31 protein-coding genes are annotated in these 24,045 nt (G+C 45.1%); 8 read left to right on the top strand and 23 right to left on the bottom strand.

The annotated features are described in order from the left end of the window. Positions 1 to 9: 9 nt before the first annotated feature. The 4 genes from ftsY to rpmB form a co-directional block, all read right to left on the bottom strand. The gene (gene ftsY, locus G6N79_RS03650; RefSeq protein WP_103906626.1) at positions 10 to 972 is read right to left on the bottom strand and encodes a signal recognition particle-docking protein FtsY; all 963 of its coding nucleotides are present in this window, start codon (positions 970 to 972) and stop codon (positions 10 to 12) included. Positions 973 to 1,116: 144 nt separating this feature from the next. Further along, a complete protein-coding gene (locus G6N79_RS03645) occupies positions 1,117 to 1,278 on the bottom strand; it encodes a DUF4295 domain-containing protein (protein WP_103906625.1) in 162 nt (53 codons plus the stop codon). Between the two features lie 43 nt (positions 1,279 to 1,321). After that, positions 1,322 to 1,504, bottom strand: a complete 183-nt coding sequence (gene rpmG, locus G6N79_RS03640) for a 50S ribosomal protein L33 (protein ID WP_002998409.1) — start codon at positions 1,502 to 1,504, stop codon at positions 1,322 to 1,324. Positions 1,505 to 1,578: 74 nt separating this feature from the next. Beyond that, positions 1,579 to 1,812, bottom strand: a complete 234-nt coding sequence (gene rpmB / locus G6N79_RS03635) for a 50S ribosomal protein L28 (RefSeq protein WP_094258637.1) — start codon at positions 1,810 to 1,812, stop codon at positions 1,579 to 1,581. A gap of 206 nt (positions 1,813 to 2,018) precedes the next feature. Here rpmB and G6N79_RS03630 point away from each other — a divergent pair, with 206 nt between their 5' ends. Together G6N79_RS03630 and recO are read left to right on the top strand one after the other, a co-directional pair. Continuing rightward, positions 2,019 to 2,246: a signal peptidase gene (locus tag G6N79_RS03630; protein WP_103906624.1), complete on the top strand. Its 228-nt coding sequence runs from the start codon at positions 2,019 to 2,021 to the stop codon at positions 2,244 to 2,246. 3 nt (positions 2,247 to 2,249) lie between these two features. Next, positions 2,250 to 2,969: a DNA repair protein RecO gene (gene recO, locus G6N79_RS03625; RefSeq protein WP_103906623.1), complete on the top strand. Its 720-nt coding sequence runs from the start codon at positions 2,250 to 2,252 to the stop codon at positions 2,967 to 2,969. Between the two features lie 112 nt (positions 2,970 to 3,081). Here recO and G6N79_RS03620 read toward each other — a convergent pair whose 3' ends face one another. Beyond that, positions 3,082 to 3,273 (bottom strand): cold-shock protein, encoded by a 192-nt coding sequence (locus G6N79_RS03620; RefSeq protein WP_093100014.1) that lies wholly within the window; start codon positions 3,271 to 3,273, stop codon positions 3,082 to 3,084. Positions 3,274 to 3,432: 159 nt separating this feature from the next. On the opposite strand from G6N79_RS03620, the gene G6N79_RS03615 reads away from it, so the two are divergent. The 5 genes from G6N79_RS03615 to gcvT all read left to right on the top strand — a co-directional run bounded on the left by G6N79_RS03615 (position 3,433) and on the right by gcvT (position 7,066). Continuing rightward, positions 3,433 to 4,149, top strand: a complete 717-nt coding sequence (locus tag G6N79_RS03615) for an SIMPL domain-containing protein (RefSeq protein WP_234993211.1) — start codon at positions 3,433 to 3,435, stop codon at positions 4,147 to 4,149. A gap of 1 nt (position 4,150) precedes the next feature. Then, positions 4,151 to 4,630 carry a DUF4112 domain-containing protein gene (locus G6N79_RS03610; RefSeq protein WP_103906621.1) on the top strand — a complete coding sequence of 160 codons (480 nt, stop codon included), beginning with the start codon at positions 4,151 to 4,153 and terminating at the stop codon, positions 4,628 to 4,630. Between the two features lie 35 nt (positions 4,631 to 4,665). After that, entirely contained in the window at positions 4,666 to 5,034 is a 369-nt protein-coding gene (locus tag G6N79_RS03605) for a hypothetical protein (protein ID WP_103906620.1), read from the top strand. Further along, positions 5,034 to 5,729 (top strand): pseudouridine synthase, encoded by a 696-nt coding sequence (locus G6N79_RS03600; protein WP_103906619.1) that lies wholly within the window; start codon positions 5,034 to 5,036, stop codon positions 5,727 to 5,729. Before G6N79_RS03605 ends, G6N79_RS03600 begins: the two co-directional genes overlap by 1 nt. A 257-nt stretch (positions 5,730 to 5,986) precedes the next feature. Further along, a complete protein-coding gene (gene gcvT / locus G6N79_RS03595) occupies positions 5,987 to 7,066 on the top strand; it encodes a glycine cleavage system aminomethyltransferase GcvT (protein WP_103906618.1) in 1,080 nt (359 codons plus the stop codon). A gap of 35 nt (positions 7,067 to 7,101) precedes the next feature. Here gcvT and G6N79_RS03590 read toward each other — a convergent pair whose 3' ends face one another. The 4 genes from G6N79_RS03590 to G6N79_RS03575 all read right to left on the bottom strand — a co-directional run bounded on the left by G6N79_RS03590 (position 7,102) and on the right by G6N79_RS03575 (position 9,954). Further along, a complete protein-coding gene (locus G6N79_RS03590) occupies positions 7,102 to 7,347 on the bottom strand; it encodes a DUF6358 family protein (RefSeq protein WP_103906617.1) in 246 nt (81 codons plus the stop codon). Then, positions 7,344 to 7,649 (bottom strand): hypothetical protein, encoded by a 306-nt coding sequence (locus tag G6N79_RS03585; protein ID WP_103906616.1) that lies wholly within the window; start codon positions 7,647 to 7,649, stop codon positions 7,344 to 7,346. The genes G6N79_RS03590 and G6N79_RS03585 overlap by 4 nt, the downstream gene beginning before the upstream one ends. 32 nt (positions 7,650 to 7,681) lie before the next feature. Then, complete coding sequence (locus tag G6N79_RS03580; protein ID WP_103906615.1) at positions 7,682 to 9,106, bottom strand: Glu/Leu/Phe/Val family dehydrogenase; 1,425 nt, start codon at positions 9,104 to 9,106, stop codon at positions 7,682 to 7,684. 533 nt (positions 9,107 to 9,639) lie between these two features. Beyond that, positions 9,640 to 9,954, bottom strand: coding sequence for a rhodanese-like domain-containing protein (locus G6N79_RS03575; RefSeq protein WP_103906614.1), 315 nt, complete (start codon positions 9,952 to 9,954; stop codon positions 9,640 to 9,642). A 92-nt stretch (positions 9,955 to 10,046) separates the two neighbouring features. On the opposite strand from G6N79_RS03575, the gene G6N79_RS03570 reads away from it, so the two are divergent. After that, positions 10,047 to 11,354 carry a M28 family metallopeptidase gene (locus G6N79_RS03570; RefSeq protein WP_103906613.1) on the top strand — a complete coding sequence of 436 codons (1,308 nt, stop codon included), beginning with the start codon at positions 10,047 to 10,049 and terminating at the stop codon, positions 11,352 to 11,354. Here G6N79_RS03570 and G6N79_RS03565 read toward each other — a convergent pair. The 14 genes from G6N79_RS03565 to G6N79_RS03500 all read right to left on the bottom strand — a co-directional run bounded on the left by G6N79_RS03565 (position 11,343) and on the right by G6N79_RS03500 (position 24,041). Further along, positions 11,343 to 11,837, bottom strand: a complete 495-nt coding sequence (locus G6N79_RS03565) for a GNAT family N-acetyltransferase (RefSeq protein WP_103906612.1) — start codon at positions 11,835 to 11,837, stop codon at positions 11,343 to 11,345. The two genes, G6N79_RS03570 and G6N79_RS03565, sit on opposite strands and share 12 nt — an antisense overlap. Then, complete coding sequence (locus G6N79_RS03560) at positions 11,834 to 12,406, bottom strand: hypothetical protein (RefSeq protein WP_103906611.1); 573 nt, start codon at positions 12,404 to 12,406, stop codon at positions 11,834 to 11,836. The genes G6N79_RS03565 and G6N79_RS03560 overlap by 4 nt, the downstream gene beginning before the upstream one ends. Positions 12,407 to 12,409: 3 nt before the next feature. Then, positions 12,410 to 13,600: a M20 metallopeptidase family protein gene (locus tag G6N79_RS03555; protein WP_103906610.1), complete on the bottom strand. Its 1,191-nt coding sequence runs from the start codon at positions 13,598 to 13,600 to the stop codon at positions 12,410 to 12,412. Positions 13,601 to 13,612: 12 nt separating this feature from the next. Beyond that, positions 13,613 to 14,068 carry an SPOR domain-containing protein gene (locus tag G6N79_RS03550; RefSeq protein WP_103906609.1) on the bottom strand — a complete coding sequence of 152 codons (456 nt, stop codon included), beginning with the start codon at positions 14,066 to 14,068 and terminating at the stop codon, positions 13,613 to 13,615. Positions 14,069 to 14,080: 12 nt separating this feature from the next. After that, positions 14,081 to 17,377 carry a preprotein translocase subunit SecA gene (gene secA / locus G6N79_RS03545; protein WP_103906608.1) on the bottom strand — a complete coding sequence of 1,099 codons (3,297 nt, stop codon included), beginning with the start codon at positions 17,375 to 17,377 and terminating at the stop codon, positions 14,081 to 14,083. 131 nt (positions 17,378 to 17,508) lie between these two features. Then, positions 17,509 to 18,378 (bottom strand): 1,4-dihydroxy-6-naphtoate synthase, encoded by an 870-nt coding sequence (locus G6N79_RS03540; RefSeq protein WP_103906695.1) that lies wholly within the window; start codon positions 18,376 to 18,378, stop codon positions 17,509 to 17,511. A 15-nt stretch (positions 18,379 to 18,393) separates the two neighbouring features. Further along, positions 18,394 to 18,660 carry a hypothetical protein gene (locus G6N79_RS03535; RefSeq protein WP_103906607.1) on the bottom strand — a complete coding sequence of 89 codons (267 nt, stop codon included), beginning with the start codon at positions 18,658 to 18,660 and terminating at the stop codon, positions 18,394 to 18,396. 3 nt (positions 18,661 to 18,663) lie between these two features. Continuing rightward, positions 18,664 to 19,443 carry a 5'/3'-nucleotidase SurE gene (gene surE / locus G6N79_RS03530; RefSeq protein ID WP_103906606.1) on the bottom strand — a complete coding sequence of 260 codons (780 nt, stop codon included), beginning with the start codon at positions 19,441 to 19,443 and terminating at the stop codon, positions 18,664 to 18,666. A gap of 931 nt (positions 19,444 to 20,374) precedes the next feature. Further along, on the bottom strand, positions 20,375 to 20,563 hold the full coding sequence (locus G6N79_RS03525; RefSeq protein WP_103906605.1) for a CsbD family protein: 189 nt from the start codon (positions 20,561 to 20,563) through the stop codon (positions 20,375 to 20,377). A 134-nt stretch (positions 20,564 to 20,697) separates the two neighbouring features. Beyond that, positions 20,698 to 21,273 carry a nicotinate (nicotinamide) nucleotide adenylyltransferase gene (gene nadD, locus G6N79_RS03520; protein WP_103906604.1) on the bottom strand — a complete coding sequence of 192 codons (576 nt, stop codon included), beginning with the start codon at positions 21,271 to 21,273 and terminating at the stop codon, positions 20,698 to 20,700. 5 nt (positions 21,274 to 21,278) lie between these two features. Next, on the bottom strand, positions 21,279 to 21,848 hold the full coding sequence (gene gmk / locus G6N79_RS03515) for a guanylate kinase (protein ID WP_103906603.1): 570 nt from the start codon (positions 21,846 to 21,848) through the stop codon (positions 21,279 to 21,281). 1 nt (position 21,849) lies between these two features. Further along, positions 21,850 to 22,722 carry a YicC/YloC family endoribonuclease gene (locus G6N79_RS03510; RefSeq protein WP_103906602.1) on the bottom strand — a complete coding sequence of 291 codons (873 nt, stop codon included), beginning with the start codon at positions 22,720 to 22,722 and terminating at the stop codon, positions 21,850 to 21,852. Positions 22,723 to 22,761: 39 nt separating this feature from the next. Next, entirely contained in the window at positions 22,762 to 23,331 is a 570-nt protein-coding gene (locus G6N79_RS03505) for a CAP domain-containing protein (protein WP_103906601.1), read from the bottom strand. 56 nt (positions 23,332 to 23,387) lie between these two features. Next, positions 23,388 to 24,041, bottom strand: a complete 654-nt coding sequence (locus tag G6N79_RS03500) for a DedA family protein (protein ID WP_103906600.1) — start codon at positions 24,039 to 24,041, stop codon at positions 23,388 to 23,390. Positions 24,042 to 24,045: the final 4 nt, after the last annotated feature.

Here is a 24,045-nt window from a genome sequence, read left to right as displayed (position 1 = left end):
TGAGTAGACCTACTTAAATAGCGAGTCTACGAAGTCTTTTTTGTTAAATAACTGTAAATCACCAATCTTCTCGCCCACCCCAATGTATTTAACAGGGATCTTAAACTGATCGGATATCCCGATGACCACGCCGCCTTTGGCAGTTCCATCGAGTTTTGTCAATGCCAAGGCATTCACGTCTGTTGCTTGTGTAAATTGGGTGGCCTGTTCGATGGCATTCTGGCCAGTCGATGCATCCAGCACCAATAATATTTCGTGTGGTGCATCCGGGATCACCTTCTGCATCACGTTCTTGATCTTGGTCAACTCATTCATCAGGCCGACTTTGTTGTGTAATCGTCCAGCCGTATCGATAATCGCTACATCATCGCCATTGGCTACGGCAGATTTCACCGTATCATAGGCTACGGACGCAGGGTCCGAACCCATTGGCTGAGCCACGACACGAACGCCGACGCGCTCACCCCATAGCTGGATCTGATCCACAGCAGCGGCACGGAAGGTATCGGCAGCACCCAGCACGACCTTGTTGCCAGCTTCCTTCAATTGATGGGCCAGCTTTCCGATCGTTGTGGTCTTCCCTACTCCGTTCACTCCCACCACCATAATGACGTATGGTTTTTGGTTTCCGTATTCGAAACTCTCGAAATCATTGCTGTTGTTTTCCGCCAATAACCCCTGAATCTCATCCTTCAATAACCTGTTCAGGTCATCGGTTGTGACGTATTTATCCTGTGCAGCGCGCTTCTGGATACGCTCCACAATCTTCAGGGTCGTGGTAACACCGACATCGGAAGTCACCAACACCTCTTCCAAATTGTCCAGGACATCGTCATCTATGGTCGATTTCCCTACAACGGCCTTGGTTATCTTGGAGAAAAAACCTTCTTTGGTCTTCTCTAATCCCTTATCCAGTGCTTCTTGAGCTTCTGGTGTCTCCTGCTTCTTTTTAAAAAAATCAAATAATCCCATCTTGGACGTGTTATAGCTATTGGACTTGAAAATGAACCAAATATACTGAAATAGAGCATACTAAAAAAGCCCTTTTGGAGTTACCAAAACGGCTATTTCTAAGATTTTTAAAGAAAAACTTTAAAAAAAGGAATATCTTACTGCTTATTTTGAAGCCGCAGCAACAACCTCTTTTACTTTGTCATTGTGTACCATACTTTCTTTGAAAGTATAAGCTCCAGTTTTTGCAGATTTAGCTGTGATAACAACTTTAGTAAACTCTTTACCACCACCTTTTTGTAATGATGCAACTGCTTTCTTTGCCATGGTATAATATTTTTAATACTGAATCGTGCGATTCAAATGTTGATTACTTAATTTCTTTATGAACGGTTACTTTTCTCAATACTGGGTTGAATTTTTTCAACTCCAAACGTTCTGTAGTGTTCTTTTTGTTCTTTGTGGTAATGTAACGAGACATTCCTGGAAGACCACTTTCTTTGTGCTCAGTACATTCTAAGATTACTTGTACTCTATTTCCTTTTTTTGCCATTGCCTTACTTATTTATACCCTCACGGGTGAATTTCATGATTCTAGTTATTGCTGATTAAAACAGGCGCTATCTATTAAATATGACCTTTTTTAATGAACTTCTCGATAGAAGCGGTAATACCGTTCTTGTTAATAGTTTTGATAGCTGAAGTAGATACTTTCAACGTAATCCAACGATCTTCTTCAGGGATATAAAAACGCTTAGTCTGTAAATTAGGATAGAATTTACGTTTTGTTTTAACGTTCGAGTGAGATACGTTATTTCCTTTTAATGCCGTCTTGCCTGTTAAATCACAAATTCTTGACATGATATTCGATTTTTATTGTTGTTCTTAAAATATTAAAACGTTCCCTTAGAAACGAGTGTGCAAATATCTATATTTCTTTTGGGAAATACAATAATAAATCTCGAATTATTTTAAAATAATCTGTTAGGAGGGTAGAAGTCAACAAAAATACTGTATTTTGCATTATATTTTAAAAGTGGGCCAACAATAGTTTTCAACAATTCACAATGAACAGATATTTACTCAAAGGATTAGGGTTTACCATAGCAGGTATTGCCTGTCTATATTATGGTCTTCAGATCATGGGTCCGGAAAACAATTGGTACAAGGTCCTGCTGTCTGTAGGTGTGATTTTGTTCGGTTTCGGCTTCATTACGCTTGTTTACCGGATGTTCCGGAAGATCGACCGCGACACCATCATGGAGAACCGCAAATCGGATCAGAAGGAGAAGTAGGGGATGTTACAACGAACCAAGGGCATTACCCTGAAACTGACGAATTATTCGGAAAGTAGTGTGGTTGCACAAATCTATACCGAAGCCCTTGGCCTACAATCCTACCTGATCAATGGCGCCCGGAAACCAAAGGCCAAGATTTCCACGAATATGTTGCAACCTTTCCATCTCTTGGAGCTGGTGGTGTACAACAAGGAAAACAACAACCTGCAGCGGATCAAGGAAGCGCAGCAGACCCCTGTATTGAAAAGCATCCCCTTGGATATTGTCAAGAGTTCCATCGCCATCTTCTTGAACGAAGTACTTTATAAGGTTCTTCGCCATCAACATCCCGAGCCGCAGCTTTTCCATTTCCTGGAAAGCGCCATCAGTTGGCTCGATGAAACCGATGAAGGCCTGGCCAATTACCATTTGGTCTTTCTGGCCAAACTAAGCCATTATTTAGGTTTTCGGCCAATTGTAACAGAACAGGCTTATTTTGACTTGGTTGAGGGGCAGTTCAGCAGTTTGCTGCCGGCCCATACCTACACCCTGCAGGAGCCCTACAGTGGGTATCTGCGCCAGATCCTACGCGCAAGCTTCTCCAACAGCAAGGATATCCGGCTGAGCAGGGAGGACCGGTCTTATCTCCTGCAGAAACTCGTAGATTATTACCGCCTGCATACCGAAAACTTTGGGGAAATCAATTCCCTCTTTATTCTCGAGGAAATTTTCGGAAATTAAGTCCCCTCCAACCAATACGGTTGCTATCCTGAACGCATAAATTGGGCAATAAAAAACCCGTTGCGTATGATGCAACGGGTTTTCCACAATAAATATATATCGTAACCTAATCTTAGATAAGCTTTACATTTACCGCGTTAAGACCTTTACGTCCTTGTTGTACTTCGTAAGATACATGATCATTTTCGCGTACTTTGTCTACTAAACCTGAAACGTGAACGAAGATTTCGCTCTCGCCGGAATTTGGAATGATGAAACCGAAACCTTTGGCTTCATTAAAGAATTTTACTACTCCTTCTTGCATAATAATATTAACTAATGTTTTCCTAAAGGTATCATTATTTTTTTAATACCTGTAAATTTTAGTTTATAATTTCATTAAACATTTTTTAAATCGCTATGTCTATTCAGTAATATTTATTTGGAAGGGTTTTTGCCCTGTCCTACATTATTTATGAAACATATGAAAAAATTAATGGTACTAGCGGCCTTGGTTGGATTGATTTCGACAGCAAGCGCACAGACAAATACAATGGAAAACAGCAGGAGAGTAGCAACCCGCGGATATGCGGAAAAAGAGGTTACACCGGATATCATCTATCTTTCTGTGTCCCTAAAGGAATATTACCAAGACGGGAATACAAAGAAGAAGGTGCAGATCGAACAGTTGGAAAAGCAGCTTTTTGATGCAGCCATGAAAAACGGCGTGCGCAAGGAGGACTTTACCATCCAGAACATCTATAGCTACAACACCGTAGACAAGAAAAAAACAAACGAGATCATGCAGTCCCGTCAATACCGCATCAAGGTGACCGACCTGAAGAAACTGAACCCGATGTTGGAAGAAGTGGACCCACGCGGAATCCAGAGCACGTCGATCAATGGATACGACCATAGCCAGAAGCGCGAGATTGAAAAGGAATTGAAGACGGCGGCCGTTAAGGATGCACGTACCAATGCGGATATCCTGGCAGCAGCGGATGGCGAGAGCGTAGGGAAGGTGCTGATGATCAATGATAACTCCAGCCTGAACTGGAATGACATTGCGCCACAACCGCGTATGTATGCCATGAAATCTGCAAATGCCGTTTTGGAAGATGGCTCGGCCCAAGGTCCGGAATTGGAGGTTCGTCCGATCAAATTGACCTGCAACATTGATGCTGTTTTTGAATTAAAGTAACATGCCACGTCAAGAACATTATAACCTGGAGAAAATAGACAAGGATTTCTCTTGGGTAAAGCGACTATCCGTTTTAATGGATAGTCGTTTCCGTATCGGAAATTTCAAATTCGGTTTGGACCCGCTCCTGAACTTCATTCCCTTTGCCGGGCAGATCGCGACGTTGACCATTTCCCTGATCCTGGTCATCGTGATGTACCGCAATGGCGCCAGCAGCAAGCTGGCCGTCAAGATGCTCTGGAATGTGACATGGGATGCTTTAGTTGGGTCTATACCCCTGATTGGTAATGTCTTTGACTTCTTTAACAAGGCCAACGAAAAGAACATTAAGCTCTTGCAGGAGCATTATTACGAAAACAAGCATCAGGGCAGTGCAAAGCGCATGTTGATTACCTTTGGAATCATCCTGTTTATCCTGATGGTACTGTTCATCTATTTGATGTACTACCTAACCGTTTCCTTGTTTGAGTGGATATTCTAATCTGGATTTCCTGAAATTAAGCTACTTTTGTACCCATGAGCAAGACCAGAATATTTGCATTGTTGGGGATCGCCATCTTATTGATTGCCGTATTCACCAACCCACCGAAGGAGAAAATTGAGCAGGCCCTGACCGTGAAGGCCAAAGATATATTGAAGAAACAGCTGAATTACGAACATAAAGATGCCGTCGATTTCGGTATGATGCTCTTTGGCGACCAGGTGGTTCGCGAATTTGTGAACAGCTATACCTATACCAACAACTACTACCTGTTCTCCCTGACGAAGATTTCCTGGAACGGCGAGAAATATATCATTGGTGGCGGTGCTTTCGGAAAGGTATGGATCAGTCCGAAGTTGGATGAGAAGGCAGAAGTCCTGATCGAGGCATTAAAGAATCAATAATGCTGGAGATCATTTATCGGGACGCGGATCTGATAGCGATCAACAAGCCCCATGGGCTATTGGTCCACCGATCTTCCATTGCTGCGGACACTGCGGAGTTCGCCCTTCAGTTGCTTCGCGATCAGATCGGACAACCGGTCTACCCGGCGCACCGCATCGACCGCAAGACAGGCGGTGTACTTCTTTTCTCCCTGAACAAGGAGATGGATTCCCTAATCCAAACAGCATTTGCGGAAAATCGAATCGAAAAGGAATACCTGGCGCTCCTGCGCGGACATACCGAACCTGCAGGCACCATTGACTATCCCTTGAAAAAGGAAAACGGAACCCTCCAGGACGCACTCACCCATTATACCACCATAGCACTTTCGGAAATAGACCTGCCCTTCGGCAAATTCCCGACTTCCCGCTATGCCCTTGTATCGGCAAGACCGCAAACCGGCCGAATGCACCAGATCAGAAGGCATTTTGCCCATATTTTCCATCCCATCATCGGGGATAGGCCCCACGGCTGCAATAAACAGAACAAGCTCTGGAAAGAAACATTCCAGCACGATACCATGCTGCTCCACGCCAAGAACATCAAATTTCAACATCCCAGAACAAAAGAAACAATCTTTATCGAAGCCCAACTCCAACCCGAGTTTAAGAGGGCGCTAAACATAGCTTCTTTAGATGTGAGATGTGAGTATTGAGATTTGAGATAGTAAGGCTGTTAGCTTGTTTGAGGCTGAGATGTGAGATGTGAGTATTGAGGCTGAGATTTGAGATGTGAGTATTGAGATATGAGATGGTAAGAGTATTATCCCGTCTAATAAAATTTCCTGCATACGTATATCATCTCCCAAAATCTGTCTGATCTTCCATTTTAACCTTTCTATCTCAAATCTCACATCTCATATCTCATATCTATTTGCTACTTTTGTGGAAAATATAAACTCATTCCAATAACATGAAAAATACTGCGTTAACAAACGTTCACATTGCCTTAGGAGCGAAAATGGTTCCTTTTGCTGGCTTCAATATGCCTGTTCAATATTCGGGTATCAACGACGAACACGAGACAGTGCGTACTGGCGTTGGTATGTTTGATGTAAGCCACATGGGCGAATTCATCCTAAAAGGAGAGAAGGCCTTGGATTTGATTCAAAAAGTATCCTCAAACGATGCTTCAAAACTATACGATGGCAAAGTACAATACGGTTACCTTCCGAACGAAGACGGAGGTATCGTGGATGACTTCTTGACCTACAAGATCGACGATACCACTTACCTATTGGTCGTGAATGCGTCGAACATTGAAAAAGACTGGAACTGGATCAGCAAGTTCAACACCGAAGGTGTAGAGATGAAGGACATTTCCGATGAAACATCCCTATTCGCGATCCAAGGGCCTAAAGCGGCTGATGCGTTGCAGCAATTAACCGATATCGAACTCGCACCGATGGAATACTACACGTTCCAGAAAGGTGTTTTTGCCGGCGTGGAAAACGTATTGGTTTCCGCAACGGGTTACACCGGTGCTGGAGGTTTTGAAATCTATGTAGCCAATGAACATGCAGAACAAGTATGGAATGCCATCATGGAAGCGGGTAAAGCATATGGCATCAAGCCGATCGGTTTGGGCGCACGTGATACCTTACGCTTAGAAATGGGATTCTGTCTATATGGAAACGACATCGACGATACCACCTCACCATTGGCAGCAGGTTTGGGATGGGTAACAAAATTCACGAAGGATTTTGTGAACTCGGAAAACCTAAAAGCTGAAAAGGAGCAAGGTGTTTCCCAGAAATTGGTAGGATTTGAAATGATCGACAGAGGTATTCCTCGTCACGATTATGAAATCGTAGATGCTGAAGGAAACAAGATCGGTCGTGTGACTTCCGGTACACAGTCGCCATCCTTAAAGAAATCCATTGGTTTGGGTTATGTGGATACCGCTTTCGCTAAAGAGGGCACAGAGATCTTTGTCTCTATCCGTAACACGCCAATCAAAGCGGTTGTTAAAAAACCTCCTTTCGTAAAATAGAAAGCAGCGAGAAGAAAAAAGAAAAGGGCTAATGATTATTTAGCCCTTTTCTTTTTTCTTGCTTGTTGCTGTGCCATCTTGATCTTTTCTTCCTCCTTCGCACGTACATCCCGCTTGACCTGTTTAATTAGCACGACCTTCAGATAGATCAGGACGACCAATAGGGCGATCGAAATCCCCAGGTAGAGCATCTGTCCACTGTTATAGCCTGCCCAAGCACTCAGTACCAAAAACACAATGCCCAGATTGAGCAAAATATTCAATATAAACTTCTTCGTCATTTCTTCTTTATTACTTTATATCCTGTAACCCGTTCGCGAACGAAATAAAAATACACTATTCCGGCGATAATATTCCCCACAATGACAAATAACACCAATAAAAGCCGTTCGCCATCGGATATTCGTGTCGATTTGATGATCTCCAACAACACCAGCACCACCCAGATCAGCGACACCAGCATCGCGATGCTCAGCAGGATAGGAGCGAAGCCTATCTTCAGCAACAGAAAGAGAAGGGAGAAGATATAAAAAGCCAGACTAAATAGGAAAGCCTGTTTAGTCTGGAGGAATAATTTATTCATGAAGCAAAGTTAGGATAAAATCCCGCCAAAGTCTATGGGAAAATACCCAATTCTTTGTAGGACTCGCCCACCTTGTTGATAGCACAGATAAATGCTGCTGTACGCAGATCCGTTACGCCTTCTGTATTTTTCCAGATCTGGTGAATCTCCTGGTAAGATCCGATCATGGTGTCTTCCAAACCGGAGTAAACCAAATCCACTTCATCCGGACCTCTCAAGATAATCTTGCGTTCCAATTTGGACACCTTCTGATTGGTCATGGACTCAATAATATTCAAGATTTCCGCGTACATATTCTCTGAGAAGCGTTTTTCCAAACGTCCGTAACGCACATGGCTTAAGTTTTTCAACCACTCAAAGTACGAAACTGTAACCCCGCCCGCGTTCAGGTAAATATCCGGAATAATTAATTTGCCCTTGCTGTTCAGGATCTCGTCCGCTTCAGGTGTTAAAGGACCATTCGCAGCTTCACCGATGATCTGTGCTTGGATACGGTCGGCATTGCTGATGTTGATCACGGACTCCAATGCTGCCGGAATCAGGATGTCACATGGGTATTCCAACGCTCTAGCGGAATCTGCAACATTCTCTGCGCCCGGGAAATCCAGAATGGACCCGGTTGTCTTGCGGTGCGCAACAACGGCATCTAGGTCAAGACCATTGGCGTTGTAGATGGCTCCTTCATATTCGATCAATCCCACCAACTTGGAACCTGCCTCTTGGAAATATTTTGCGGCATGGTAACCCACATTTCCCAATCCCTGAACAATCACGCGCTTATCCTCCACACCGACGGTCAATCCAAGTGCTTCCATATCTTCTTGCACCTTACATGCTTCCCGAACACCGAAGAAAACACCCAATCCGGTTGCTTCCGTACGTCCGCGCACACCACCCTGAGAAATCGGTTTACCTGTCACACAGGCTTGTGCATTGATCTCATTCGGGTTTAGGGTCGTATATGTATCCACGATCCAACTCATTTCACGCGCTCCTGTTCCATAATCTGGAGCAGGAACATCCGTGCCCGGACCGATAAAATTCTTCTTCACCAATTCCGTAGTATACCTTCTGGTGATCTTCTCCAGTTCGTACTCGGAGTACTTCTTGCTATCGATCTTGATACCGCCCTTTGCTCCACCGAAAGGAACATTCACGATCGCACACTTATAGGTCATCAGCGATGCCAGCGCCATAACCTCATCCTGATCGACCTCCATACTGAAACGGATACCGCCCTTACACGGCAACTTATGGTGCGAATGCTGGACACGATACGCCTCGATAACCTCAATGTTATCCCCAATCTTAACCGGGAATTTTACCCGCAGAATCGAGTTACAGGCTTTGATCTGATCAAGGATCCCTGATGAAAATTTCGTGAACTTCGCCGCTTTATCGAAGTTACGAGCTACCCCCTCAAAAAATGTGTAGGTATTGTTGGATTGATTGTCCATAAATAATGTTTTTGTTTACATTTGGTACTTTAGTATAAAGGTAATGCTTTTAATAATTTAACAATATAATATCCGAAAAAAACCGAATTTTTTTCGGTTTTTTAACAATCATACCGCAGAATTGAAAGAATGGCATTATTAGACTATGAGATGTGAGATGTGAGATTTGAGATAGAAAGTGTGTTATTTGAAGAGGGTGGAGAGATGTAAAACCTAAACTGTGAGACTAGAGATATGAGATTTGCGTTATTAAGTGGGCTACCTGATGTTGAGAGATAGATAGAAAACTTAGACTGGAAGATGGAAAATGGAAGATGGGATAAAATGAAAGTTAGCTCGGAAAATTACTAACGGATGTCAAATAGCACCCAGACTTTCTCATATCTCAAATCTAACATCTCATATCTGTCAGATATTACTAATGGTTGCCTAATAGCACCCAGACTTTCTCATATCTCATATCTAACATCTCATATCTGTCATACAAAATAAGAAAGCCCGATAAAATCGGGCTTTCTTATTTTGTATGACTGTTAATAGACATCCATTTCTGGGTCGAATGCTTCTTTCCAAGCTAAAATACCGCCTTGAAGATTCGATAGGTTGGTGAAGCCTTCCTGCTCCAACAACATAATTGCTTGCGCACTTCGTTTTCCTGATCTGCAGTGAATCACTACCGGAAGATCCTTAGAAATCTTATCCGACTCGATTACAACACCCGATAATGGAATGTTTACCCCGTTGAGGTTAGAAACTTCATATTCGAAAGGCTCACGTACGTCGATCAATTGGAACTCCGTATTGTGGTCCATCATGTCCTTCAATTCTTGAACGCTTATTTCTTTCATAGTATCCTTTTTCTCAAAGATAAATAATTTTTAATAGCAAATACCCTATCATTACTTTAATAATTTAGTATTTTCATCGCAAATTATAGATCATGATTAAACACTTTTTATCCTTATGTAGCCTTGGGTTATTTTTTCAGTTATCCTATGCGCAGGTCGCTGAAATAACGACAACCGAGAACATCAGTAGAATATTAAATACACTGGCATCCGATGAGATGCGCGGCCGCTCAGCCTTGGTACCCGCCGATATCGATCGCGCGGCAGACTTCATTGCTGCCGAGTTTAAGGAAATCGGCCTTCAGCCGTATGTTGGCAATAACTTCAAACAGGAGTTCGCCGTAAACAGATCCAAAGTGTCTTCACAACGCGTAACCATAGCGAATAAGGAGTTAGCTGATGAAGATTTCCTAATCTTTGGGGATTTCCAAGGATCACTTTCCGCCAAGGAAAATAAGATCAAGACCCTGCAGATCACTGCGGATGATGATTTCTCGCAGAAATTCCGCGAAATCGTTCAGAAGGATCCGGAAGATGCCATCATAGCAGTGGATAAGAAGCATGCGGCATTCCTAGCGCGCTTCAAGAAAATCTATAACCGCGAGCAGATTACCATCAAGGGCCAGGAAAGACCGAAATCACCGACAAAAGTATTCGTCGTGGCAGAATCCATTCCTGCAGATTATACGGTTCAGGTAGAGAAAACAGGGAACGATTTCACGATGGCCAATGTAGCAGCCATTATTCCTGGAAAATCCAAAGCGGATGAATATGTGGTTTTCTCCTGTCATTACGACCATATCGGTATTATCCAAGCAGTAGGGCAGGATTCCATTGCCAATGGTGCTGATGATGATGCCTCGGGTACGACTGCAATGATCGAATTGGCCCGCTATTATAAAAAGTTGAACAACAACGAGCGTACATTAATTTTCGTGGCCTTTACAGCTGAGGAAATCGGTATGTTCGGCTCCAAATACTTTTCCAATAACATCGATCCGGAGAAAGTGGCTGCCATGATCAATATTGAAATGATCGGTAAGGATTCAAAATTCGGCCCGAATACAATGTACATCACTGGTTTCACGGCATCCAACCTAGGTCAACTGATGCAAGAGAACCTGAAAGGTTCTGCCTTTACCTTCCACCCGGATCCATATACCACACAGAACCTGTTCTATCGTAGCGATAACGCGGTATTAGCGGCATTGGGGGTACCGGCACATACCTTCTCGACCTCTCAGATCGACAAGGATAGCTACTACCACACCGTTAAGGATGAGGTCAGCACGTTGGATATCAACAATATAAAATCGAGTATTGAGGCTATTGCCGCAGGTGCGATCGGTATTGTCAAAGGGGAACAGACACCGACACGTGTAGAAAAATTAAGAGATTAAACGCTTACGCATAACGTAATCGTCCATAACATAACCGTAGTAGGGGATATCTACTTCCTCTACTACTTCAAAACCCTGTTTAAGGTAAAAATGATACGCCTGGTTTCCACGGTTCACATTCAGTTCCAATTCCGGAAGGCCCAGTTCTTTCGCGCGGTCAGCAGAAAATTCAATTAATAATTTCCCATAACCCTTTCCTTGGGTAATCGGGAGGAGATAAATCTTTTCGATACGTAGGCAATCTGCTTTTGGTTGTAGCCCAAGAAAGCCAACGGCATTATCCGTTTGGTCATACAGGAGATAAAATTGAACCTGGTCCTCCAAAATTGCAGCCTCCAACACTTCCGTGGCATACATCTTCTCCAACATAAAGGCTATTTGATCCTGGGAAAGGATCGGACCATAGGTGGGGTACCAGATGGCATGCGCCAGTTCGTGAATCAAGACCGCATCTTCTGCGGTTGCCTTTCGTATTGTTATCATAACTCTTCCGTAATCCTAAAATAGTGTGGCTGCTCGGTGATCCGGACAAATCCGTCCGCACGCACCGTAAATTTTCCGTCGGATATTGCATCTAGGTTCTCCAGATCCGTAATATCTTCAACGCCGGCTATGCCCAATACAAAACCCTTAGGAAGCCATTTCTCGTACTTTCTCACCAAAAGGTGCTTTCCCCCGTCATTTAGGAAAATAATGGTGAAATCGGACAGAAAGGGGATATATGGCGAAATCTGCTCGTCATTGGTCAGTATGTTTACCGCATAATTGTTCTTGCTGTGCAGATAAGTAAATAAGGCTGCAGTTGGGCTGCTGTCTCCATAGGAAACGACCTGTAGGTGTTCCTCCAGATCCATTCCGGAAACTTCCTCCTTCGCAAGTAGCACATCTACTTTGATCTGTAGCGATTGCAGGTGTTCATAATGCTGAGCTAGGGTAATAATCGTCGGGCTCCATTCCAATAATTGATGGAGATAGCCTTCCTGCAGGCAATGGGGATCGGCGATAAAGAGTGCCGGTTCCTGATTTTCCCGAACAATATGATGTGAGGACATCGCTTAAGCTTCCAGTTGTCGTAAAGCAATGTAGGCCATCAGACCGATACTGGTCTGTAGGGCGGTTTCATCGATGTCAAAGGTTGGCGTATGTACGGCAGAGGTTATTCCCTTTTCCACATTCCCTGTCCCCAAGCGGTAGAAACATGCATTGGTTTCCTGGGAATAATAGGCGAAATCCTCAGCGGCTGGCCAGAGGTCCAGTTCCACTACATTTTCTGCGCCCAGATATTCCTCCGCATACCTGCGAGAAGCTGCTGTGATCTGGGGTTCGTTAATGAGGAAGGGATATCCTTTGGCAACCTGAAAATCACAGGTGGCACCCATACTTTCGGCAATACCGACAGCCATTTTTGTCATCTTTTCATGGGCTTCAGCGCGCCATTTCTCGTCAAAGGTCCGGAAGGTGCCCTCCAGGTAAACTTCGTCGGGAATAACGTTGGTTGCGCCATTGCCGATAATCTTGCCCCAGGAAAGGACCGAAGGGATCCTTGGATCGGCATTTCTGCTCACCACCTGCTGCATGGCCGTAATGACCTGGGCAGTAATCGCAATGGGGTCAATATTCTGATGGGGTTGCGCGCCATGTCCACCTTTACCGCGGATGGTCATGAACAGCTCATCGCAGGACGCCATATACTTGCCCGAGCGAAAGCCCACCTTCCCCGCTTCGATAAAAGGCATGACATGCTGCCCGATTATTCCCTGAGGTTTCGGGTTTTCCAGCACACCATCCTTGATCATCAGGGATGCTCCGCCAGGCAAACGTTCCTCCCCTGGCTGAAAGATCAATTTCACCGTTCCGCCAAATTCCGCACGCATGGCCATCAATATCCTGGCAACCCCCAATAGTGAAGCTGTGTGCACATCATGCCCACAGGCATGCATCACGCCAATATTCTGGGACCCGTAACTGCGTCCTTCCACCTCGGTGATCGGCAGTGCGTCCATATCGGCACGCAGGGCAATGACCTTGTCCGAGGGCAGTTCCCCTTGGATCAAGCCCACCACGCCGGTGTCCGCCATGGATTCAAACGGTATGCACAAGTCGGTCAATACCTGCTTGACGAAAGCTGATGTGTTATATTCCTCGAAAGAAAGTTCGGGGTTTTGGTGAAGAAATCTTCTTTTGTTCAGGGTATCCTCAAAAAAGGATTGGGCGAATTGCTGTACGGTTTGTTTTGTTGTTGACATGGTTTTCCTCCGCTAACGCCAGGTCCATACATCTTCAACGAATACGAATACATTTCTATATCTGCCGCGGAGTTGCCGCATGTACTCGGTAGCTGCAGAACGACTGGTAAAATCGCCAACTTTAACACGGTAGTTCGGTTCTACATAGTCCAAGTAGGCATTGGTGCCGGAATTCTGACGTATAAAGCTGTTCTGTACAGTTTGTGCTTCACTACGGCTCGTTCCTGAATATATTTGGACCCTAAAGCCCCGAACCTTCACACGGGATGCGCGCGACTTATCGAGGACTTTAGGTTCCAAGGGTACCGTTTTTGTCGATGTCGGATTTAAAGCAAAATGTGTTCTTGCTTGCTGAAGAAGATCGATCAACGAATCTTTTTCTACTACAACTTTACTCTCCTGTGTTTGTGCAGAACTGCTCAATGCACATAAAAGTAAACAGCTTACTAAAAATCCTGGGTATTTCATTTTTTATTATCCTTATTGTTTTCCGTGACAGTTTTTGTACTTCAATCCAGAACCACAAGGACATTCATCGTTTCTGCCAACTTCCTGATCTTTGCGGATCGGCTGGGTCACCTGTGGTGCCTGTGTATTCAGGTCTTCCTCGGATACGCCAGTTGGGGAAGCCAACTCTTCTTTTGTTTCTTTAACCTTTACCTTTGGTGCTTCTGGACGCGCTGCCTGTACGTTTTCCGGTTCTTGCTGCTGTCCTGGGATCTCACCTTTGAACAAGAAGCTCACAATATCCTTATTCATGCCGGCCAACATCGTCTTAAACAAGTTGTAAGCCTCCATTTTATAGATAATGATCGGATCCTTCTGTTCATAAACAGCGTTCTGTACGGATTGCTTCAAATCATCCATCTCACGTAAATGCTCTTTCCACGCTTCATCGATCAGCGCAAGCACGATACCTTTCTCAAAGGATTTGAAGACTTCCTTACCGTTCGTCTCTACAGCTTTTTTCAAGTTTGTAGCAACTTGAATGCCACGAATTCCATCGGTAAATGGAACAATGATATTTTCAATCATGCCACCACGTTCTGCCAATACGTTCGTAAGAACTGGTAACGTCTGGTTAGCGATATTTTCTGCCTTTTGGTGATAATGATCAATAACCTGTGTAAATAATTTTTCCACTAAGTTATTTGCAGAGGTCGATGTAAATTCGTCCTGTGTAATCGCTGGGTTGACAGCGAAAATACGGATCACTTCAATCTGGAACTCATCGAAGGAATTATCTTCCTTGGCTTGTAGCACCACATCTTCCACCACATCATAGATGGTGTTGTTCAAATCAACATCCAGACGTTCACCGAATAGGGCATTCTTACGTTTTGTATAGATAACTGTACGCTGGGAGTTCATCACGTCATCGTATTCCAATAGACGCTTACGGATACCGAAGTTGTTTTCCTCCACTTTGCGCTGTGCACGCTCGATGGATTTGGTCAACATGCTGTGTTGCATCACTTCACCATCTTCCACACCCATCTTCACCATCAGGTTGGAGATACGCTCCGATGCGAAAAGACGCATCAACGGATCTTCCAAGGATACGAAGAACTGCGAAGAACCCGGGTCACCCTGACGTCCCGCACGACCTCTCAACTGACGGTCAACACGACGGGACTCGTGGCGCTCCGTACCGATGATCGCCAAACCGCCAGCATTGATAACCTCTTCGGTCAGCTTAATATCCGTACCACGACCGGCCATGTTCGTCGCAATGGTCACCTGACCCGGACGACCAGCTTCCGCAACGATATCAGCTTCTTTCTGGTGCAATTTCGCGTTCAATACGTTGTGCTTCACACCGCGTAGTTTCAGCATACGGCTCAATAGTTCCGAGATCTCAACTGATGTCGTACCGACCAATACCGGACGGCCCTGTTCTGTCAAGGTCTGGATTTCCTGTGCCACTGCATTGTATTTCTCACGTGCTGTACGGTAGATGAAATCTTGACGGTCATCACGTTGAATGCCTTTGTTCGTTGGGATCTCAACCACATCCAGTTTATAGATCTCCCAAAGCTCGCCCGCTTCCGTAGATGCCGTACCGGTCATACCCGATAGCTTGTGGTACATCCGGAAGTAGTTCTGCAAGGTAATCGTCGCGTAGGTCTGCGTAGCATCCTCTACTTTCACGTTTTCCTTGGCTTCGATCGCTTGGTGCAAACCGTCCGAGTAACGGCGGCCATCCATGATACGGCCCGTTTGCTCATCGACGATCTTTACCTTGCCCTCGTCAACGATATATTGATCGTCACGCTCGAATAGGGTATATGCCTTCAACAATTGGTTGATCGAGTGGATACGCTCAGCTTTCACCGAGTAATCACGCATCAGCTCTTCTTTCTTCGCTGCTTTCTCCTCCAATGCGATATCTGCTTTTTCGATCTCAGCGATCTCCGTACCGACATCCGGAAGGATGAAGAAACTTGGATCCTCGCCTGAAGCCGTAATCAGCTCAATACCTTTATCGGTAAGTTCAACCTGGTTGTTCTTTTCATCGATGACGAAGAACAATTCCGCGTCTGCTTTCGGCATGTGGCGGTTTTGCTCCGACATGTAGAAGTTCTCCACCTTCTGAAGGATCTGGCGGTGGTTGCCTTCGGATAGATATTTGATTAACGCTTTGTTCTTCGGCAAACCGCGGTAAGCACGGAACAGCGCCAATCCTCCCTTTTCAGGGTCTGTGTCATTTTCAGCAATGGCTTTCTTCGCCTGGTTCAATACGGTATTGATGTATGCTTTCTGTGCATTTACCAATCGTTCGATCCGTGGCTTCAATTGATGGAATTCGTGTTGGTCACCCATAGGGATAGGACCGGAGATAATCAATGGCGTACGCGCATCGTCAATCAATACGGAGTCCACCTCATCGATCATCGCAAAGTGAAGCTTGCGCTGCACCATGGCTTCCTTCGTGTTGGTCATGTTGTCACGTAGGTAGTCGAAACCGAATTCATTGTTCGTACCGTATACGATATCGCTCATATACGCTTGACGGCGCTGTGGCGAGTTCGGTTGATATTTATCGATACAGTCTACGCTCATTCCGTGGAACTCGAAGATCGGTCCGTTCCACTCGGAGTCACGACGTGCCAGGTAATCATTCACCGTTACGATGTGGATACCTTGACCTGCCAATGCATTCAGGTAGGTAGGCAATGTTCCTACCAAGGTCTTACCTTCACCCGTAGACATCTCGGCAATCTTACCTTGGTGCAACACGATACCACCGATCAACTGTACATCGTAGTGGACCATGTTCCAGGTTACTTCCGTTCCGGCAGCATTCCAGGTGTTCTTCCAAATCGCTTTGTCGCCATTGACCTGTACGTTCGGTTTACGGGCTGCCAAGTCACGGTCGAATTGGGAAGCTGTAACTTCAATTTCTTTATTTTCTGTGAAGCGACGTGCCGTGTCCTTAACAACAGCAAAAGCTTCAGGTAATATCTCTAACAATATTTCCTCAAGCTTCTTGTCGCGGTCTTTTGTCAATTTGTCAACTTGGTCGTAGATGGAAGTTTTCTTTTCCATGTCCTCCGTTGCGTCGGCCTGACCTTTCAACTCATCGATCTCTTTGTCAATATCCTGCAAATAGGTGCTGATTCTTTCCTTGAATTCTGTGGTCTTCGCCCGGAGCTCATCATGCGTTAAACCAGAAAGTTTCTCGTATTCTTCCTTGATTTTATTTACTAGGGGATGTACGCCTTTGATATCTCTTTCAGACTTACTACCAAATAATTTGCTTAAAAACTTTAACATAATATTCTATTTCTCTATTCGCATGTACAATAATGACTCCAAACAAAACAAGCAGACATTTTGACATTAATCGGGCAAATTTAGTTATTAAGGTTGATAACTAATGCTTTCGCCCTTTCTTTTTTATGAATTTATTTTTCTAAAAATATATTTTTCTCCGTTACAGGGACCAAGTTCAGCGCTCGGGCCTGATCAAACAGCTTTTGTATGGCCTCACGCCCGATTTCACCAAGATTTTCGGAATATTTGTTGACGTAGAGTTCGATGTGTTGGTACATGACCTGTTCGTTCATTTCCTGGGCATGCGAACGGATATAGTCCAGTCCCGATTTAGGGTTCGCAAAGCCAAAGCGTACGCTTTCTGTGATCAATGCATTCACCCGTTTCTTTACCGCATCGGGGAGGCTTCTTTTGATCACGATTCCACCCAATGGGATCGGAGAACCGGTTGTCTTTTCCCAGAAATCACCAAGATCGGCAATCTTGTGCAGCCCTTTGTCCATATAGGTAAACCTATTTTCATGGATGATCAAGCCTACATCGATACGCCCATCCAAAAGGGACTCCTCGATTTCCGAGAAGAGCAGCTCTTCCTTCTGCTGTAGGGTAGGGAAGGCCAAACCGAGCAGGAAATTAGCCGTAGTATATTTTCCAGGAATGCCTACGCGGAGGTCCCGCAGGTGCTCCGGTAGCTCTCCGCCGATATATTGCGCCAATTCTTCCGCCAATTCGGCATCCTTGCAGATCAGCAGCGGCCCGACGCCAAAGCCCAGGGCACTTCCCGCATCCAGCAGTTCGTAGTCTTCCACCGCATACGCGAAGGCATGGTAACTGAGTTTCGTGATGTCCAGTTCCCCACGGAAAGCTTTCGCATTCAGGGTCTCCACATCGTGATATTCCACGTGAAACCGTAGGTCATGGCAGTCGATCTTGTCGTGGATCAGCGCATCAAAAATAAACGTATCGTTGGGACAGGGCGAAAAGCCCAAGGTTAAATTCATCTGCTCATTCATTACTTACATATCAATTTGGATGTTCTTGGTCAGCACCAAGATCATCATGCCCACAAAGGTGGCCAATACCAGCCCGTTGCCAATCTTATCCCTTTCCTGCTTGTAGCATATCCAGCAGGAAACCAGATTGATGGCCGCCGCGATCACATACAGCGCCGTTGGCTTGTCCGGGAATACCTCCATCTGCACATCCGTGTACCGCATCAACAGAAATGCCGCAATGGGCGCTAAGATTCCCAATAGGAACCCCACCAATATACTGTTCTTCATTGCTTACGAAATGTCAAAAGACCAGGAATTCAGTTCCGGAATCACATGGTGCGCCGTCATATCGAACTGGGTCGGCACGATGGAAACATACCCATTGTTAATGGCGTGCGCATCGGTGTCCTCTCCGCGATCCTGTAGGTCAAAGTTGCCCGTCATCCAAAAATACTCGCGTTTATAGGGGTCCAGGCGTTCATCAAACTCCTCGAACCACTTCGCATTGGCCTGACGGCAGATTTTAATGCCCTTGATCTCTACGGATTTATTCGGAAAATTAACGTTCAATAGGGAATTCTTCGGCAAGCCGTTCTTCAATACCTGTTCAGCAATGGTCTTCACCCACACACGGGTATGCTCAAAATCAGCATGATACGCAAAGTCATCTAAGGAATACCCCACGGAAGGAATACCTTCGATGGCACCTTCCACCGCTGCGGACATCGTGCCTGAGTACAGCACATTGATGGAATAGTTCAATCCATGGTTAATACCCGAGACGCAAAGGTCGGGTTTTTTGCCCTTGAAGATTTTATGAACCGCCAACTTGACACAATCCACCGGTGTGCCCGAACATTTGTACATCTCCACACCCGGATACAGGTCGATCTTGTCCAGGCGCAAAGGCTTCCCGATCGTAATGGCATGTCCCATTCCCGACTGCGGACTATCCGGAGCAACAACAACAACTTCACCAATCTCCTGCATCACCTCCAACAGGACCTTGATCCCCGGAGCCGTGATGCCATCGTCGTTAACGACCAATATAGTAGGCTTCTTCTTTGTCATACCGCTAAGTTAGGAAATTATGCATGCATTCCATCCTCGACAACCCGTAGTTTAACCAAAGATTTACTTGAAATTAAACAAGGGTGGCGGTGTGTGCTAGGTAGGATGCAGTAACGCTGGCGCAAGAGTTGTGCGCGGGGAATGTGCGGTGGCCCTCTTGCCTTCGGCAATATTTCAGGCATATCCCGCCATCAAGCTGGCGCAAGAGTTGTGCGGCAGGCCTGTGCGGTGGCTCTCTTGTGCCTATGGCAATATTTCAGGCATAAAATTATACCAGCAAACGTTGATACGATTATGCGCCATGTAACCCCGCTAGGGGTGTAACTATTTTAGCAGGCGCAGAAGAACCCCTATACCCACTGATTAACCGTTTAAACCCCCAATTTACTCCTTGCCAAAAAATCAACACAAACAACACATTATCAATACCTTAACAGCAAACCTAACCAAAATAACCACTTTACCATGTCTACACCTTGTCCATGGTGAGAGCGTACTGAGAGCGTACTGAGAGCGAGGTGAGAGCGTGTCTATAGACACGGTTCCACCTCGGTTACAATACGGGCGCACCACGGATGCACCTCGAACAAGGTCCAGCATATCGCCAGGGCCAATTTACCTGCGGACAGCCATTGTGAAATTTTCAAGAAAATAACGGGATTTCTTCCAATCTTGTTGATGCGAGAGCGTGGTAAGAGTAGGAATTTTGCAAGGAAAATAACCATCTAGCATCAAATTTTGAAAATGATGGTAAACTGCTATTTATGAATACTTTACGGGGTTACTTCGTGATATAAAGGTAACAAACAAAAGGGGAAATGCAAATCCTACAGAATAATTTACTATGGTATACGACTAACACTTTCCATGTCAAACAAAAAAAGAGGTCGGCATACACTGCCGACCTCTCCTTTATGTCGAAAAAGACGTATTAGCCTAGTTTGTTCAACCAGTCAACTACTTCTTCTCTTGATTTACCAAGTTTCTGTTGTAATTTACCTAATAACTCGTCGTCTTTTCCTTCTTCATAAGCTAAATCATCATCAGTCCAATCTGCGTACTGTTGTTTGATTTTACCTTTTAATTCGTTCCACTTTCCTTTTAAATCTAATTTGTCCATGTTTATAATCCTCCTATTATTTAAATGATAAATACACTAATAGAACACCATGAAACCAAATTGGTTTTATAAAATCTTAAAAAGTTTTTAGGGTAAGTTGCCGAAAGACTAGTATACTATTAGCTATCAGTCGTTTACGAATACAATCCTTTTTTATCTATAAAATCGATAACCGCATCAGGGGTATAGAACTTCACGGACCGTCCATCTTTAATGGCCTGCCGCAGGAAGGTTGAGGACAGCTCCATCACCGGCGTATCGGTCATCTGAATGGAAGGGTGATTCTTGAGCTCACCTCCATCATAACCCGGACGTGGATAGACCACGATCTTATAATCTCGGAGGATAATTTCGGCATTCTTCCATTTCATAAAGCCCTGCAGGTTATCTTCACCCATGATCAGGAGAAACTCCTTGTTCGGGTGTTTTTCCGCCAGGTGCACCAGCGTATCAATGGTATAGGAGGGTTGGGGAAGGTTAAATTCGATATCACTGGCGCGGAGGTTATCGGCACCGGCAATCGCCAGTTCCACCATTTCCATCCGATCGTACATATTGCCAAGGCTCTTTTTCTCCTTAAAGGGATTTTGTGGGGAGACCACGAACCAAACCTCATCCAAGGATGTGTAATTGGCCATGTAATTGGCAATAATGAGGTGCCCGATATGAATCGGGTTGAATGACCCGAAGAATAATCCAACCTTACTCATCGCGACTAGGTATTGATAAATTCAAGGACCAGTTTTTCTGCTTCTGCACATGCCGTTTCCAGGTCATTGTTCTGCAGGATAACATCGAATTTATCCGCATAGCTAAGCTCAAGCTCAGCTTTGGCAAAGCGTTCCTTCAACTTCTCTTCCGAATCGGTACCACGCCCGGTCAGGCGTTCCTTCAATATTTCCAACGATGGTGGGTTCACGAAGATCGAAAGGGCCTGTTCAGGAAACTTCGATTTCAGGCGCAATCCACCGATCACATCGATATCAAAGATGACGTGCTTGCCCTGTTCCCAGATGCGTTCCACCTCGGAACGGAGCGTCCCATAGAATGTTCCGGAATATACTTCTTCAAATTCGATGAACTCATGCTTGGCAACCTTGTGCAGGAAATCTTCTTTTGAGATAAAGTAATAGTCCTCACCATCCTTTTCTGTACCTCGCGGTTCGCGCGTGCTGGCGGAAATGGAAAAACAGAACTTATCGGCATGCTTCTCCAAGATTCTGCGCACAATTGTTGTTTTGCCCGCACCCGAAGGAGCTGAGAATATCAAAAGCTTACCACTCATCCTATAATACGTTTAATAATTGTTCCTTAATTTTCTCCAATTCATCCTTCATCTTCACGACGATCTGTTGGATCTGTGCATTATTGGCCTTCGAACCCAAGGTATTGATCTCACGGCCCATCTCCTGGGAGATAAAGCCCAATTTCTTACCGTTGGAATCCTGGCTGTTCAATGCCTCGATAAAATAGTTGCAGTGGCTACGTAAGCGAACCTTCTCTTCGGTAATGTCCAATTTCTCGATATAGAACACCAACTCTTGCTCAAAACGGTTCATATCCACATTCTCCTTGCCGACCGCTTCTTCCATATATTGGTTGATACGTTCGCGGATCAAAGGGATGCGGCTACCTTCCACGCCTTCCACTTCGGTCAGGTGGGATAAAATCAAACTGACACGGTGTTCCAGGTCCTGCTTCAGCACAGCGCCTTCATCCGAGCGGAACTGGTTGAATTTCTTAACAGCCTGATGGAATGCATCCACCAGTACCTTACCCTCTTCTTCAACCACCTCATCATCATGACTGATAACTTCCGGCATATTCAATGCCATTTCAAAGAGCTGCTGATTCTTATCGCCCAATTCATTAGCGATTGATGCCAATTGCTGATAGTAGGCTTTCAAAAGCTCCGCATTGATATTCGCGGCTTTCGCCGTTTGGTTCACATATTCAGTGGAAATATTGATATTGACCTTACCGCGTTCGATAAGCTTGCTGCTTTCGCCGCGAAGGAACAATTCCTTATCGGACACCGCCTTCGGCAGACGGAGGTTTAACTCCAAGAATTTCGAGTTGAGGGACTTGATTTCTACGGTATACTTCACGTTGGCATTTTCTGCCGAACCGATACCATAGCCTGTCATTGATTTTATCATATGCAAAGGTATAAAACTTCAAGAAAAGAAAGATGCTATTTACCAATCATGTTTTGCGATGATCACACAGAGGTAGGTCGCATAGCCCTTTCCCCGTTTCACGCGCACGAAACCGATCCCCACATCTTGCAGGGATGCATTCCAGTCATCCAGCCCCAGCATGTGCTTCCGGTGCATAAAGCCCGGAGAACCCTTTCCGATGATAAAGGATTTGATGCCGTCCACTGCGGTCGGGTGTCCCGCACCGATGGACTCGAAATTATTGGTGCTGCGCTTCTTCAACCAATCGGGGTTCAGGGTATAGCCTGCCTTGTTGATGTGGTAATTGGGACCATAGCCATCTGGATCGGTATGGTCAAAATAATTGCGCCGAGCCATATCCTTGGCACGCTCTTCGGCCACCTTGGCCAAAGTCGGGTTCCAGACCAACCGGGTCTGGGTAACCCCGCGCAGGTTGTTCACTCGGATGGCGCGGCCATGTTTCTTCGGATTCATCCGAAAGTCGTTCAGGTAGTGGTAGGCCTTCTTGGCTTCTCCACGGTCAACGTTGATGCGCTGGGCAAATAAGGGCTGAACCCACAGGAATAGGGCAAATACAAGATATCGCATAGGCTGAAATTTTAAATTGAGACTGTCTTTCCGAATAAACGTTTAAAACATGCAATCTATAGGGTCTTCTTTTTATTGAACCTTTCCCGAAAGATTTCAATCAGGGCAGGAAGCAGGGAAATGCCGATAATTGCCAGCACAACAATGGAAAAATTGTTCTTGACAAAGGAGATCTGCCCGAAAAAGAATCCGCCCACCAAGAAGAGGGTCACCCATAATATTCCTCCCACGATATTGTAGAGGCCGAATTTCGAATACGGCATTTTGACGATGCCGGCGACAAAGGGGGCAAACGTTCTTACGATAGGCACAAAGCGCGCATAGATAATGGTTTTCAAACCATACTTTTCATAGAATGCCTGTGTTTTCTCCAGATAGGCGGGTTTGAAGATGCGGGAGTCCTTTCGAAAGACGCGATTTCCGAAATGCTTACCGATCTCATAATTGACAAAATCGCCGAGGATCGCCGCGGCAATCAATAGAAAAAGCATTACCCATAGGCTCAGCCCTGTTTCGGGCTTGGCGATCAAGGCCCCCATGGCGAACAGTACGGAATCTCCGGGAAGAAAAGGTGTTACCACCAGTCCCGTTTCAGCGAAGATGATCAGAAAGAGGATCAGGTATGTCCAAGCCTGATAGGATTGGGTAATATCGATGAGGTGCTTATCGATGTGCAGGATAAAGTCGATAAGATTACTTAATAGTTCCATGTTC

This window comes from Sphingobacterium lactis, from assembly GCF_011046555.1.
Classification (GTDB): domain Bacteria; phylum Bacteroidota; class Bacteroidia; order Sphingobacteriales; family Sphingobacteriaceae; genus Sphingobacterium; species Sphingobacterium lactis.
Note: the sequence above shows the minus strand (reverse complement) of the source record. Positions and strands in the feature narration are given on the sequence as shown.